Here is a 13,236-nt window from a genome sequence, read left to right as displayed (position 1 = left end):
ACCAAACGCGCGACAAGGAGCAGTATTGGTATTCACCAAGTAGCTTGGACGGGTTCGATGGGATATCCGCTAATGATCTAACATCAAAGAACTTAAGCGACACGCTTGATGGCGCGTCGAGAGCAGTTTCGACTTTTGTCAACCTTTCATCAAATCTCCCCGTCACTTGATCCAAGACGTCGATTCAGGCCAACAATGAAGTAACAATACCGTCTGTAATCTCGGATGCTGCGGCAGTTATACGGTTCACCTTGGCACGGGAAGTGGACCAAAGGGCTGGTGATCCAGTTCAATTCGTCATCACCTTATGAGAATGCCGGAGGCCGTACACGAAGATGGTTGAAGTTTAAGGCAGGTCAGGCTGATAGCGGCTTTGTCGCGCATTCCTGCCAGCGATCAGGTGTCAGACAAAAGTCCGCTTTAGGCGTCCATAACTGAGCGAGACGGATCTGCCGGCAAGATACTGCGCTTGCTCCAGGGTCGGCTTCAAGCTCCATCTTCCAAATGCTGCGCGTTGCCTGAATGTCGACTATAGGTGTAGCGCGGACATAAGGCTTTCTCGCTTTTACCTGTCGATCTTCTCGCTCCTAAAGGATGCCATGCGACCATTTTCGATCCCCTATGCCGTAATCAACTGCAGATGCGCTTGACGGTAAGGGTATTTCGTTTTAATTAGTTAGTGATTAATAACTAACAAATTGGTGCGAAATGCCTGCTCGTAAGCCCGCAGATGAACGCAAGACCGAGATCGTACAGGCAATGCTGCGTCTCGCGGACGAGTTGGGGCCGGATCGCCTGACCACGCAGTCGGTTGCTGATGCAGTAGGGTTGACGCAACCCGCAATCTTCCGGCACTTCGCGACCAAGCAGGATTTATGGTTGGCGGTGGCTGCGGGGATCTCTGACCGCCTCAAGACCGCGTGGGCTGACGCGCTGAAGACATCCAACGATCCGACAGCCCGGATAAAAGCGCTGATCTTGGCGCAATTGCACCAGATCGAGACAATGCCGGCCATCCCGTCCATCCTTTTCTCGCGTGAGCTACAGGTGGAAAACGACGATCTGCGGCAATCAGTTCTTGCGCTGATGACCGAATTAGTCGCGTTGCTGGCCATTGAGCTGACCAAAGGACAGAAAGCGAGCCTGTTCGATACAGACCTGCCACCGGAAGACGGAGCGCTATTGTTGGTCTCGCTGGTGCAGGGGCTGGCGATCCGCTGGACTTTGGGGAAACGCAGTTTTGCATTGGAATCCGAAGGACGCCGATTGCTCGACGCTCAGATGCGGTTGTTCCGAATAACAAGTACGGAGGTTTCGCCGTGAACCGTCGTATCAATCTGGGTATAACCCTTGTTGTCGTCCTCGTATCCTTTGGCTGGTTTGTTCTAACAGAGCGCCCGATCAGTGTTTTAACTGCCACCATTGAAAAGAGTGTCCCAGTGCGCGTCTATGGTCTGGGTACGGTTGAAGCACGGATCGCCTCGGATGTCGGATTTGAGGTTGGTGCTGCGTTGACCGAACTTTCGGTCGACAGTGGCGATGTGATCGAAGCGGGGCAGGTCATTGCCCGGCTTCATCCTTCGGAACAACAAGCAAAAGTCGCGCGCGCCAAAGCGGGGTTTGCCGCCGCAAAAGCCACCCTGGGCAAGGCCGAGGCAAACGTGATCCGCGCCCGCGCCATTCTGGCGCAGCGGCAATCGGCAAATGCGCGCCAGCAGGAACTTGCCGGACGCAACGCAGTTTCGACCCAGGCTGCAGAAGAGGCACAGCGTGATGTCGATGTTGCAGCGGCCGATCTGGCCGTCGCAGAAAGTGATGTGGAGGTAGCCAAGTCCCTGCACAAGGACGCCGAGGCAGCCCTGCAATACGAACGCGTGCTGCTCGATCATCATATGTTGCGTGCACCATTTGACGCGGTCGTCGTTGCGCGCCATGTCGAAGCAGGTACCGTTGTTAACGCTGGTGAACCTATCTTTACTCTTATGGATCCGAACACTGTATGGGCATTGGCCTATATTGATGAGGAGCGTGCCGGGCCTCTGCGACTCGGTCAGGTTGCCGAAGTGCGATTGCGGTCTCTGCCGCATCAGGTCTTCACAGGTCAGATCGCGCGGATCGGTATTGAAAGCGATCGGGTGAACGAAGAGCGCCGGGTCTGGATTGCCTGCAATCAGTGCCCGGAACAGGTATTTCTCGGCGAACAGGCCGAAATTTGGATCACGGTTACAGAGTTGGCCGATGCTTTGTTGGTTCCAGAGATCGCCGTAACCGGGTTTGATGGGCATGAAGGTCGTATCTGGGTCGCACAGGAGGGGCGTGCGCATCAGGTGTCCGCAGTTTTCGGTCACCGGACCGAGGATGCGCGGGTCGAGCTGGTCAGTGGTATTGCCGACGGCGCGCAGCTCATTGTGGCACCCGTTAAAGGGCTGTCTGAGGGGCGCATGGTTCGGGTTACTGAGAGGGATGCGCCATGAACCTCGCTTACCGAGATGTGCGCCATAATCTATTCCGCTTCGTGCTGACTTGCCTCGGCCTCAGCCTTCTGATGGCGGTCGTGCTGGCAATGATTGGTATTTACAATGGGCTGGTCGCGGACGCGCTGAACATCGTCAGAGCACCGCAGGCAGATCTTTGGATTGTTGAATCAGGTACACAGGGGCCGTTTGCAGAAGCCTCGAAAATTCCCGACGGCACCCGTGATGCCGTGGTGCGATTGCATGGTGTGGCCCAAGCGGGCAGCATCAGCTACCAGACCGTCGAGGCGCCCTTTCGTGGCGAAACGCTACGCCTTTACGTGATCGGATACGAGCCAGGCCACCCCGGTGGGCCCGAAGCAATCTCGGCTGGGCGCGGGATTAGCCAGTCCCATTTCGAGATCGTGGCAGATGCCAAATCCGGACTGTCCGTCGGCGATGTGATCCGACTGGGCCGCGATCCTTTCACTGTGGTCGGGTTGGTCGAGGATACGATGAATTCCGCCGGTGATCCGGCAGCGTTCATCACCCTGCGCGATGCGCAGGTGCTGCAGACGCAACTGGCCCCGTCGGCGCAACGCGTTCAGGAAGCGCGAGGCGCTGGGTTGCTCGAAAGTCAGGACAGTGTTGCCGCTGTGATCGCACGGCTTGAGCCGCTTGCAGACCCACATGCAGTGGCGCAGTCGGTGCGGCAATGGAAACATCTTGGGGCTCTGACACAAGCCGATCAGGAGTCCATCTTGCTGATGTCTGTGGTGGACCGGGCAAAGCGGCAGATAGGTATGTTTCTGGGCATCCTATTGTCTGTTTCGGCCGTTGTGATCGCGCTGATTATCTACACAATGACCATGGAAAAGCTGAAGCAGATCGCCACACTTAAACTGATCGGCGCGCCCGACCGCGCGATCATCGGGCTGATCGTGCAGCAATCCATTGCACTTGGTGCGGTTGGCTGGAGTTTTGGTCTGATCCTTATCCTGCTCGTCAAGGACTACTTCCCCCGTCGGGTGGTGTTGGAGCCGATCAACGCCGCCGCGCTAGTAGGGATCATCCTCTTCGTCTGCATCGTCGCCAGCGGCCTTGGCGTGCGTGCCGCTCTCAAGGTCGATCCAGCCACGGCAATCGGAGGGTGACGGCATGCTCAATGATCCGCGCCGCGTGATTGTAGATGTTGCTAATGTCTCCAAACACTTTGGCGAAGGCGATGCTCGCGTCGACGCACTGAAGGATGTTGATCTGTCAGTCCAGGCGGGCGAAGTGGTGGCGCTACTGGGTCCGTCTGGATCGGGTAAAACGACGCTTCTGAATGTCATTGGCTGCATCATTGCTCCGAGTGCGGGCAAGGTCACGCTGGACGGTGAGGTGGTTTACGACAACCAATGGCTGCGAGACGATCTGCGCAGGCTCCGGCTCGACAAGATCGGGTTTATCTTTCAGTTCCATAATCTTCTGCCATTTCTCGACGCCAAAGATAACGTTGCGCTGGTGCTGAAACTGGCTGGAAAGTCGACGGCTGAGGCGCAAAGGCGCGCTATCGAACTGCTGGACTATCTGGAGGTCGGTCACCGCAAGGATGCGATGCCCGCGCTTCTGTCTGGAGGTGAGGCGCAACGTGTAGCCATCGCACGCGCCCTTGCCAACAGCCCCCGTATCATTCTTGCTGATGAGCCAACTGCGGCGCTCGACAGCAAGCGGGCCGGGATCGTGATGGACCTGATGCGCAAGCTGGCAGCCGAGCAAGACACCTGCATCATCGCGGTGACGCATGACGAAAAGATTTATGACCGGTTTGACAAGCTGTTCCACCTTCGCGACGGCCAGCTTGATGGAGAGGGAGGGGGCGTGACATGAAGAACGCAAACTCTGGCAACCGCGCGCTGAACATAGCGGCAAGCGTGGCAATAGTGTTCGGCGCGTTGACCGTTTTCTCAGGCGGCAGGGCCTTGTTCGGAAGCGAGGAAGCGCGCGCCGCCGTTGGCGATGCGGTGCCCTTCGTGCTGTGGTTCAACTTTCTGGCGGGATTCGCCTATGTCGTGGCCGGTATAGGGCTGTTTCTGCGGCATCGGCCAGCAGTCTTGATTTCGATAGGCAATCTGGTTGCCACCGTTCTGGTTTTCCTGGCCTTCGGCGCTCACGTGCTGCAAGGCAACGCCTATGAGATGCGCACCGTTGGTGCAATGACCCTGCGCACTGGTGTCTGGTTGGTCATTTCTGTTGTGGCTTGGATGCATATCTTGCGGGTGCATCGATCCTGATAGGACACCCTGCGAAATAGCGCTTCGATCGTAGTCAACGCCAAAACCGCCTGAAGCTCTTCATTACGACATGCCACTGGGGAATTCACCGCTTAGGACAAACGGGCATCACGCGAGGGTCCACGATGTCCGGTCGCCCGGAAACTTGAGTTAAGCCCAATTTGACCTGCGGACGGTTTTGAGGCTGATGTCAGTATTTGCATCCACGCCCAATCCACTATTTTGCGTGGGGTTCTGTCGCAAATTCCTTTATAGGCTGAGGAGATGGCGCAGGCAGGTTGATTACCCTGCCAGTTGAGCAAACTGCAGAAACGGAGAGATTCCGGGCGTGAAATGACCTTCGCGGATCATGTTGACCAGTTCGATACCCGCCAGGGCAGATGCAGCTGATGAGAAAGACTTGAAACCCAGCATGGGCCTGACGGGCCAGTAGAGGATGTATATCAGCGGAATCTCCTTTTTCTGGATAGTTTCATCGTAACCTACCAACGAGATGTGCGGCTGCGGGCCTCGTAGATCAGGCCGCTGCGACCTTGGCATTTCGCGATCCTTTCGTTTCCCAGGAAGCTGTTGATTTCGATTGGCTTAACTCGGCGCGGCAGGTCGAATGCCTCGCTTCATATACCCGAACCATTGGGTGAAGTCCGACTGGAGAATGACTGTAGCTGCGATCGCTATCACCATGCCAGGCCAGGTTGCCAATGGTGGCAGGGTGTTTCCCGCAAACAAACCGATCACAAGCACCAGAACCGGGTTGAGGAATGTGTATGACATCACACGGGTCGGGCCGATCCGGGTTGTACTCCACTGAAACAGGAAAAAAGTGACAATGGTGGTGGCTACCGACAAATAGGTGATGCCTGCCAAAGTGCGTATTGGGATTTCGGCCCAGGAAACACTACCAAGACGGGGCAGCGACACTAACAAAAGCCAGATCGATCCGGTGGCCAATATCCAGAAGGTCATCCGGGCCATGGGCTCGCCTTTGTGCAGAACCTTGACCAATGTGGTATAGCTGGCCAGCGCCATGGTGCCCGCAAGGAACAACAGATCGCCCGCGCCGATCTCAAGTGCCATCAATGCGGAGAGATCGCCCCGGAATATAACCCAAATCGCGCCAATCGTGCCGAGGGGAAGCGCAATTCTTGCGCTTCGCGTTATCCGTTCGCGCAACAGGACCGCGGCCATGCCAGCCGTAATCACGGGGCTTACCGAAAAGATGGCCGCCGTGTTCAGCGGTGTGGTCATTCTCAGGGATGCAAACATACACCAGAAAAACGTGACCAGCAGAAGGCTGAGCAGACTGTAGCGCAACAGGTCGCGCAGGCTGGGACGGACGATGCCGGAGCGCCATATCACCAGCGGAGCGAATAGCAGTGTCGCAAGGGCGAACCGCACAAAGGTCAGCACAACACTATCCAGACTGTCTGTGATTGCGGCAACCACCGGAAAGGACGTCGCGACCAGGAATGTGGCAACCAGCATCAGGCCGTGGACATGCGGATCGGCTCTGACTACTGCTGGTTTGACGGATGCGTTTGGGTCGCATGACATGGCAACCTCCTATTCTGCTGCGAGTGCGGTAAAGCTGGCGGGGTAGGGACCGGGGTAGGAGATCTGCTCAAGCGGATACCTGTTGCTCGGCACTTCACGCACACGAAGGTCATCCGGAAGGTGTTTGGCTTCCGCGGCGCGGCCGATGGTAATCCCCACCTCAAGTCGAAACCGGTCTGGCAGACCCAGAACTGCGGTCGCGTGTTCGAAATCGAGGCCCGCCATGGCATGGGCGGCATATTCGAGCGCGGTTGCTTGAAGCGCGATTTGCATCCAGGCGGATCCAGCATCGAAGCTGTTATATTTTGAGATCATCTCGGGCCGATCTTCTTCGGCGGGCATCACCTTGTCCGAGATCAGAAAGATCAGTGCCGAGGCCGATCCGGCCCATTGCCGGTTATCTGCGTCCAGCACCGACAGGAAATCCATCCAATGAGTGTCGGTGCGATGGGCATACAGAAACCGCCAGGGTTGGACATTGAATGCCGAGGGTGCCCAACGGCCTGCTTCAAGGATGGTCAGAAGATCGGCATTGGGCATGGGTTTTGCTTCATATGCGCGTGGGGACCAGCGATCAAGAAAGAGTGGGTAAATGGGGTGGTCAGCGGTTCTGGCGGTCTGCATAGCGGGGCTCCTTTACCTTTGCGCCAACGTGTCGTCGGACTGTGGTTCCGTGGATGACGTCAGCGACACAACTTGCTGCCTTAGGAGATACATTGGCGCAAATTGGTAGAGAATATGCTCATTGATGAATACTTAATTCACTGTTAGTTAATAATTATGGATCGCATAACCGCCCTTACCGTGTTTCGAACCGTGGTAGAGCTCGGCAGTTTCGCCGCGGCGTCCCGCAAGCTGAACTTGTCACCTGCTGCGATCAGCAAGAATGTAAGCGAGTTGGAAGGACATCTTTCCGCGCGTCTGATCAATCGCACAACTCGACGGATGAGCCTGACAGAGGCCGGAACGTTGTACTTCGACCGTGTTGCAAAATTGCTCGACGATTTGGAAGAGGCGGATGCGACGTTGCAGGCCATACAGGATATGCCATCGGGCGTGTTGCGTGTGAGCGCTCCAGTTACGGTGACGCTGATCGGCCTATCGGAAAAAATCCCGAAGTTTCTCAACCGATATCCCGATCTGACGCTGGACCTGAGGTTGGATGACCGGCGGGTCAACCTGGTTGAAGAAGGGTTTGATATTGCTCTGCGCGGGAGCGACGATCTTGAAGATTCGGGACTGATTGCGCGAAAGTTGATGATCATGGATCACGTCGTCTGCGCGGCACCATCTTACTTCAAACAGCACGGTCGCCCAACCCGGCCAGAGGATCTGGCGCAGCACAATTGCGTCCAGTTCACCTTGTCGGACCATGCCGTTCAATGGACTTTCATGCAGGGCAGGCGAACTGTCAAAGTCCCCGTTCACGGTCGCTACAAGGTGTCCTCCAGCCTAGCGGTCCGGGATGCTTTGCGTGCCGGGTTTGGTCTGAGTCTTGTCCCTCGTATTTATGTCGCTGAAGATCTGGCTACGGGACGGCTCCGTACGGCCCTGGATGACTGGACGCCGAACGAAACCGGACTCTACGCCGTTTATCCCTCCCGGCGCTACGTGATGTCGAAGGTCCGGGTGTTTCTCGATTTTCTCGTTGAAGAGCTTCAGGGAATAGATGCGCCCGCATCTGGCGCGTGAATGCGGCGACCCGCTGCGCTGTTAGTAGTGGACCGCGCTGCGTTGACGGAAGGAATTGTTCAGTAGGCATCATTGCGTCCTCACCATCGGAGCTAAATCGGGCGCATTCAGTCAGGGTATGTTCCGGCAATTGCGGAAGGTAGGCCCTGGCAGGGACGTGCATCCGGGCGGACAGCCTAAGCTTGCCGACAGCCTCATCTAATGGACCATCTGGGTGCGCGTTTCGGCCTTCGATCGTGCAACAAACGACCAAGAGAACTTGCAAAAGGGCCCTTATTAGAAGGTACTCCGCTCCCCAAGCATGACCATCCATGCCTGTTTAGTTCAGAGCCGTATAGACATTGGATGGAAAAAACCGATTAGAAATGCAAACCCAGAGAGACCTGCGAGCTTTTTGGTTGCCGGAACCAAAAGTCCGACTGCAATCGCAAACTCGAGCACGCTCGTGGCCAAGGACCAACGTGTTTGGCTTTCTTGTTCATGCAAGTTTCCTTGTCCATCTCGCAGACCCTTGAGATGCCTTTCATTCGGTTTTGAGCAATTCACCAACCAACTGATGCATGACTTCTTTGTAGATCACTTGATCGCCACCATAGGCGATCTCAAGAGCGGCACGATCGAACGCCGCCGACAACAGATTGGTCAAAGCATCGATGTGTCTTGACGTATGCTCAGGAAGAGCTCGCGATAGTCCTTCACGAAGTTCTTCTGTGCCATTTGCTCGTGTCAATTCTGCAGCGGTGCCGTGTCCCAATACCGCCGGGGCCTCTTCCATAAGTAGACGTACCCGACCTGGGACCAACATCGCATCAAAAAAGGCATTCGATCCTGTCACCATGGCCTGTTCGGGATCGGCCACATTGCGCGTTTCCTGGTCAATGTGGTCCGAGATTGCTTTGGCCTCCTCTTCTGCCAGGGCGCGAAAGAGGTCAGCCTTGTCTTTGAAATGATGATACAAAGCACCGCGGGTTACGCCGGCCTTGCGCGCGATGTCGGGGGTTGCGGTTTCGGCAAATCCCAATTCCACAAATAACTCACGGGCAGCCTCCAACAGCCTGGCACGTGTTTCGGCGCGCCGGTCTGCCTGGCTGCGGCGGGCAGGTTTTTCTGGGGTCAAGATTAACGGCTCCGAATATCACATCAATTACCTTACATACATCTTGCATGTATTTGCAAATAGATGATACATACACTCTGCATGTAAATTAAGGAGATCAAAAATGCGCGTCACTCAATATTACCCGGTCATTCAGTCTGAAACGGTTTCTGAGACTGCAGAGTTCTACAAACGTCACTTTGGCTTCCGCGCTGCGTTCGAGGCAGATTGGTATGTGCATCTTCAGAGTGAAGCGAATCCGTCAGTCAATCTTGCCGTTGTCCGGTCAGATCACGAGACGATCCCGGAGGTTTCCCGCGGCGCATCCAGGGGCATAATCCTCAATTTTGAAGTCGAGGATGTCGACAAGGTGGACGCGCGACTTCGGTCGGAAGGAGTTCCGGTAGCTAAGTCACTTGTAAGCGAGCCGTTTGGCCAACGGCATGCGATTTATCGCGATCCCAACGGGGTGCTGATTGATGTCATCACCCAGATCCCACCCTCAGAGGAATTCCTGTCGCAATATGCAGCCGACGCGGTGCCGACCTGATCAAGGTTCCAAGGAAGCCAAATGGTCGGTTTGACGAAATTTGTGCGGCAACCCTGGGCCGCGCAAGCTAAGCTAGTTTTGGTGCATTCGGCTTTGGCGGGCACACATGAGACTCAGGTAGGACCACAACTCGACTACTTTGCTTACTTGTAGAAAGGACTGAGTTTGCAAACATCAAGAAAGCAACCAAAGAAGGAACTGGCGGAAAAGGCGGCAAAGGTTCGCTGTGCAGACATTTAAGGAGTGCCTGCAAATGTCTGCCACGCGGACCGCCACCGCAGAACTTCAACGCCTCAGTCGAACGGCAGCTCTGGGTTACCACCCGCCTGCACCAGAAACCGTCGTCACGATGGACCAAAGTCCAGTCATGCACTTACAGTCAAACCGGACCACTTGGATGGGGCCGATCAGACTGACTTTTGTTTTGCCGGCATAGGAACCGTCCGCCTCATGACTATCGGAACGGTTCGCATAATCGTCTCACATCGACTTCTAAACGCCAAAGGAGAGCGGGTTAAATACTATTGTTTGGCGCGGGTTTGATGATTCAGATGCGAAGCTGCATCTTGTTTCAAGATCTACTTGGTGTCCCGCGCAACATCGGCCATCTTCTGTTCTCTCATACTGGCAACCAATTTGGTAATCGAATTTGGAGCCCTATTTCGAAAGCTACGAGCGGAATTGCGGAGGTATCCTCAATCGATCTGCGCTAATCTCAGGGTCGTGTCAGCGACCAGAACCGCAGGGGCAGGGCAATCGCCGCCGCAACCAGACCCAGAGTATAACCGATCCAGATGCCGACGGCTCCGAGATCAAAGAGGAAACCCAGAACATAGCTGGCCGGCAAGGCAAGTGGCCAATAGGTTGTCAGGGTAATTATCGTCGGCAGGTTCATGTCCGACATTCCCCTTAGCGCACCCAACGCAGTGCCCTGAACGCCATCCGCAACTTGCAGCAGTGCCACGATGAAAAACAACGTAACCGCGAGGTCAATGACGGCCGGGTCATCCGACATCGTTTCCGCCAGCATTCGGCCAGCAGTAATGAATACGATTGCGGCAACCGCCTGCCAGAGCGTGACCATCACAAAGGACGCCTTCAGGATTGGTCTTAGCCTTTCCCGACTACCTGCGCCGACTGCAAGTCCCACACGGATCGAGGCTGCACCCGCCATGCCAAGTGGGATCATATAGGCCAACCCCGCAAGCGCGTTGACGATCTGATGGGCAGCCAGCGCCTCGGCCCCCAACCAGCCCATCATCAGACCCACCACTGCGTAAGCACCGCCCTCACCTGCGTATCCAAGACAGAGCGGCAGGGCGTCTTTGGCCTGTGACCAGACATCCGCCCATGCAACGGTCACCCGCTGGCGAAAGGCGGCCAGCCCGGGCGCGCGTATCAACACATAAATCCCGGCAACCAGCGACGTACATTGTGAGAGTATGCTGGCCAGACCAGCGCCCAGAATTCCAAGATCAAGGACGTGAATGAAGGCATAGTTTGCGGGTACGTTGAACAGGACACCCAGATAAGACAGTGCAACGGCTGTCCAGGGCCGTCCAACGGCGTCGAACAGAGCTTTCAGGCCGAAAAACAGTGTAAAGGGCACGATCCAGATCGCCATCGACATCCAGTATGGCAACAGGATCGCCAGAACCTCCTTCGGTTGCCCCAAAGGCCCCAGCAGCGGATAGAGTGCCATCATCACCAATGCCGCGCCGCCGCCGCCCAGAAAGCACAGCAACAGCCCGCTGCGCAACGCCAGAGCAACCCGCGCGGCATCGCGTGCGCCCTCGGCTTGGCTGATCTGGACGGAAATTGCGGTGATTACGCCCCAAAGAGCGGAGATAAGGATGATCAAAACGGCCGTGGTCACGCCTGCCGCCGCCAGCGGGACCGTGCCAAGCGGAGAAATCATCGCCGTATCTACGACACCGATCAAAAGTGCGGCGGCCAGCCCGACCATCAGCGGCACGGCAAGCCGGATCAACGGCGTGAATTCGGCGCGGGTGGACGCCTGCGGAATCAGGATTTGATCTGTCATGGGGTACCTGCCGGACAACGTCCGGCGAAAGAGTCGCGGTCAGGAGCTTTATGCTCGGAATGAAGAGGGGCTGCTCAGCCCTGCGACGGGAACACCATGAAATTGGTCCTTTTAGGGACAAGTTAACAGATAAGGTTCTAAGGGAATATTTGTTCGGCGTCCAGATCGCTTTAACAGGGCTGTTTGCCGAACCCTGCCAAGGTCAGGAATGAGCGGAGTTCACCGGGACGTGGTGGGGCTCTGGTCAAACTATCATCTAATTGGCAGCCACGTGGGCAAGGTCACTCAGAAATTTGGCACTTTGTTCGTCGGCCGGAAAAAACAGCTCTATCTTCATATCGTCTAGCGTGACGTCCGTGACTGTGCTGAATTGCGCAATGGTTCCAAACAGGGAAAGCCGCTGACCACCAAAGCGGTAGATCGTAGAAATTGTCGGCCCGATCACCGCGTCACTGCGGGCGTGCCCCTGTTGCGACAACGTGCGCGCCGCGGCGTCCAGTGCGGGTATGCCGCCTGCGTTGGCGCTTTCAGCGCGCAGCCGTAACATCGTGTGATGCGCGACCTCGGGCCAGTTTTCGACAAGCTCAGGCATCAGCGGGCTGGTCAGCAGGTCCAGCAGGCTTTGCCCCTCGCCGATCCCCAGTGGTTTGAACAGCCTTTGGGCACCGCTGTTGAGCATTACAACCGTCCAGAGCCGGTCCAACACCATTCCAGGGTAAGGGGCATGTTGCTGCAGAGTCCATTCAACCGCATCCCGGATGGGCGACATCACCGCGTCGTCAATCGGCGTTGCCGCAAAACGCGGCGCGAACCCTTCGGCGCGCATCATCTGATTTCGGGTTTCGACCGGAAGGTTCATGACCTCGGATAGATGAAGGATCATGTCCTGGCTGGGCCGGGACCGCCCGGTTTCAAGAAATGAGATATGGCGCGCGCTGACCTCGGCTTCGACCGCAAGGTCCAGCTGGCTCATCCTGCGTCGCTTTCGCCACTCTTTCAGCATGCCGGGATAGGGTGTCATGACCTGAGTTTAGCAAGGGTCCGAACAGAATTCACTTACCTCTGAGGTAATTGATTTGCGCCTGCCGAAAGTCGCATGAAAGACGTATATCGAAAGGAGACGATCATGACCCAACAACAGTCGGCGATGCGAATCTCAGGCGGTGTTCTTGTTGCGACCGGGGTGCTCTTTGCGCTAGCCGCGCTGCCTTTTTTGCACCTTTTCGCGCATATCTTCCTACAAATCGCGTATTGGCCAATTCACGACGTTGCCGCGGAACTGACGGTTCCTTCGCCCTTGCTGCTTGTCATCACCGGTGGTTTGACCGTTGGTCTGGGGGGCATGCAGTGGGCACTGGGAACCTATGTAGCCCCAGTATCGGCGGTGGCCGCGTCCAAGACCGCACAGATTGCGGCATGGTCCTGGTTCTGCGTCGACAGCTCAGGCTCCATTCTGGTTGGCGCGCCCTTCAATGTCGTACTCAACCTGTCATTTCTGGTCCTGATCCTGATATCCTGCCGCCCCCGGACGGCAAGAAAACACGCAACATCCTGATGCGAAGCGGCATCCA

14 protein-coding genes and 1 pseudogene are annotated in these 13,236 nt (G+C 56.3%); 9 read left to right on the top strand and 6 right to left on the bottom strand.

Annotated elements, in window-relative coordinates; translation table 11 throughout:
- Positions 1-225: 225 nt before the first annotated feature.
- The 6 genes from ACR0IM_RS16735 to ACR0IM_RS16710 all read left to right on the top strand — a co-directional run bounded on the left by ACR0IM_RS16735 (position 226) and on the right by ACR0IM_RS16710 (position 4,729).
- Positions 226-438, top strand: coding sequence for a ClbS/DfsB family four-helix bundle protein (locus ACR0IM_RS16735; protein ID WP_480596819.1), 213 nt, complete (start codon positions 226-228; stop codon positions 436-438).
- A gap of 270 nt (positions 439-708) precedes the next feature.
- Positions 709-1,323, top strand: a complete 615-nt coding sequence (locus ACR0IM_RS16730; RefSeq protein ID WP_480682593.1) for a TetR/AcrR family transcriptional regulator — start codon at positions 709-711, stop codon at positions 1,321-1,323.
- Entirely contained in the window at positions 1,320-2,474 is a 1,155-nt protein-coding gene (locus ACR0IM_RS16725) for an efflux RND transporter periplasmic adaptor subunit (protein WP_480682592.1), read from the top strand. The genes ACR0IM_RS16730 and ACR0IM_RS16725 overlap by 4 nt, the downstream gene beginning before the upstream one ends.
- Entirely contained in the window at positions 2,471-3,607 is a 1,137-nt protein-coding gene (locus tag ACR0IM_RS16720; protein ID WP_480682591.1) for an ABC transporter permease, read from the top strand. Before ACR0IM_RS16725 ends, ACR0IM_RS16720 begins: the two co-directional genes overlap by 4 nt.
- Positions 3,608-3,611: 4 nt before the next feature.
- Positions 3,612-4,325, top strand: a complete 714-nt coding sequence (locus ACR0IM_RS16715; RefSeq protein WP_480682590.1) for an ABC transporter ATP-binding protein — start codon at positions 3,612-3,614, stop codon at positions 4,323-4,325.
- Entirely contained in the window at positions 4,322-4,729 is a 408-nt protein-coding gene (locus tag ACR0IM_RS16710) for a hypothetical protein (RefSeq protein WP_480682589.1), read from the top strand. Before ACR0IM_RS16715 ends, ACR0IM_RS16710 begins: the two co-directional genes overlap by 4 nt.
- Before the next feature lie 282 nt (positions 4,730-5,011).
- On the opposite strand, the pseudogene ACR0IM_RS16705 reads toward ACR0IM_RS16710, so the two are convergent.
- From ACR0IM_RS16705 to ACR0IM_RS16695, 3 genes and pseudogenes are all read right to left on the bottom strand, one after another.
- Positions 5,012-5,152 (bottom strand): annotated as a pseudogene (locus ACR0IM_RS16705) (IS6 family transposase); the annotation flags it as partial.
- Between the two features lie 162 nt (positions 5,153-5,314).
- Positions 5,315-6,283 carry a DMT family transporter gene (locus tag ACR0IM_RS16700; protein WP_480682588.1) on the bottom strand — a complete coding sequence of 323 codons (969 nt, stop codon included), beginning with the start codon at positions 6,281-6,283 and terminating at the stop codon, positions 5,315-5,317.
- Between the two features lie 9 nt (positions 6,284-6,292).
- Positions 6,293-6,907, bottom strand: coding sequence for a nitroreductase family protein (locus tag ACR0IM_RS16695; RefSeq protein ID WP_480682587.1), 615 nt, complete (start codon positions 6,905-6,907; stop codon positions 6,293-6,295).
- Between the two features lie 156 nt (positions 6,908-7,063).
- Here ACR0IM_RS16695 and ACR0IM_RS16690 point away from each other — a divergent pair, with 156 nt between their 5' ends.
- Positions 7,064-7,975 carry a LysR family transcriptional regulator gene (locus ACR0IM_RS16690; RefSeq protein ID WP_480682586.1) on the top strand — a complete coding sequence of 304 codons (912 nt, stop codon included), beginning with the start codon at positions 7,064-7,066 and terminating at the stop codon, positions 7,973-7,975.
- A gap of 523 nt (positions 7,976-8,498) precedes the next feature.
- Here the strand turns inward: ACR0IM_RS16690 and ACR0IM_RS16685 are convergent.
- Positions 8,499-9,092, bottom strand: a complete 594-nt coding sequence (locus tag ACR0IM_RS16685) for a TetR/AcrR family transcriptional regulator (RefSeq protein ID WP_480682585.1) — start codon at positions 9,090-9,092, stop codon at positions 8,499-8,501.
- Positions 9,093-9,195: 103 nt separating this feature from the next.
- Between ACR0IM_RS16685 and ACR0IM_RS16680 the strand changes: the two genes are divergently transcribed.
- Positions 9,196-9,621, top strand: a complete 426-nt coding sequence (locus ACR0IM_RS16680) for a VOC family protein (RefSeq protein ID WP_480682584.1) — start codon at positions 9,196-9,198, stop codon at positions 9,619-9,621.
- Positions 9,622-10,336: 715 nt separating this feature from the next.
- Here ACR0IM_RS16680 and ACR0IM_RS16675 read toward each other — a convergent pair.
- Together ACR0IM_RS16675 and ACR0IM_RS16670 are read right to left on the bottom strand one after the other, a co-directional pair.
- Positions 10,337-11,665: an MATE family efflux transporter gene (locus ACR0IM_RS16675; RefSeq protein ID WP_480642186.1), complete on the bottom strand. Its 1,329-nt coding sequence runs from the start codon at positions 11,663-11,665 to the stop codon at positions 10,337-10,339.
- Positions 11,666-11,921: 256 nt separating this feature from the next.
- Entirely contained in the window at positions 11,922-12,668 is a 747-nt protein-coding gene (locus ACR0IM_RS16670; protein ID WP_480682614.1) for a helix-turn-helix transcriptional regulator, read from the bottom strand.
- 123 nt (positions 12,669-12,791) lie between these two features.
- On the opposite strand from ACR0IM_RS16670, the gene ACR0IM_RS16665 reads away from it, so the two are divergent.
- A complete protein-coding gene (locus ACR0IM_RS16665; RefSeq protein WP_480596951.1) occupies positions 12,792-13,220 on the top strand; it encodes a hypothetical protein in 429 nt (142 codons plus the stop codon).
- Positions 13,221-13,236 lie beyond the last annotated feature (16 nt).

The organism is Ruegeria sp. BF6, assembly GCF_056538665.1.
The sequence above is the reverse complement of the archived record's forward strand: the minus strand, read 5'-3'. Positions and strand labels throughout refer to the sequence as shown.

What these genes read in the sequence shown, in the direction of transcription:
- ACR0IM_RS16735 (WP_480596819.1), top strand. Translation starts at nt 226, where the DNA reads ATGCTGCGGCAGTTATACGGTTCACCTTGGCACGGGAAGTGGACCAAA.
- ACR0IM_RS16730 (WP_480682593.1), top strand. Translation starts at nt 709, where the DNA reads ATGCCTGCTCGTAAGCCCGCAGATGAACGCAAGACCGAGATCGTACAG.
- ACR0IM_RS16720 (WP_480682591.1), top strand. Translation starts at nt 2,471, where the DNA reads ATGAACCTCGCTTACCGAGATGTGCGCCATAATCTATTCCGCTTCGTG.
- ACR0IM_RS16715 (WP_480682590.1), top strand. Translation starts at nt 3,612, where the DNA reads ATGCTCAATGATCCGCGCCGCGTGATTGTAGATGTTGCTAATGTCTCC.
- ACR0IM_RS16710 (WP_480682589.1), top strand. Translation starts at nt 4,322, where the DNA reads ATGAAGAACGCAAACTCTGGCAACCGCGCGCTGAACATAGCGGCAAGC.
- ACR0IM_RS16700 (WP_480682588.1), bottom strand. Translation starts at nt 6,283, where the DNA reads ATGTCATGCGACCCAAACGCATCCGTCAAACCAGCAGTAGTCAGAGCC.
- ACR0IM_RS16695 (WP_480682587.1), bottom strand. Translation starts at nt 6,907, where the DNA reads ATGCAGACCGCCAGAACCGCTGACCACCCCATTTACCCACTCTTTCTT.
- ACR0IM_RS16690 (WP_480682586.1), top strand. Translation starts at nt 7,064, where the DNA reads ATGGATCGCATAACCGCCCTTACCGTGTTTCGAACCGTGGTAGAGCTC.
- ACR0IM_RS16680 (WP_480682584.1), top strand. Translation starts at nt 9,196, where the DNA reads ATGCGCGTCACTCAATATTACCCGGTCATTCAGTCTGAAACGGTTTCT.
- ACR0IM_RS16675 (WP_480642186.1), bottom strand. Translation starts at nt 11,665, where the DNA reads ATGACAGATCAAATCCTGATTCCGCAGGCGTCCACCCGCGCCGAATTC.
- ACR0IM_RS16670 (WP_480682614.1), bottom strand. Translation starts at nt 12,668, where the DNA reads ATGCTGAAAGAGTGGCGAAAGCGACGCAGGATGAGCCAGCTGGACCTT.
- ACR0IM_RS16665 (WP_480596951.1), top strand. Translation starts at nt 12,792, where the DNA reads ATGACCCAACAACAGTCGGCGATGCGAATCTCAGGCGGTGTTCTTGTT.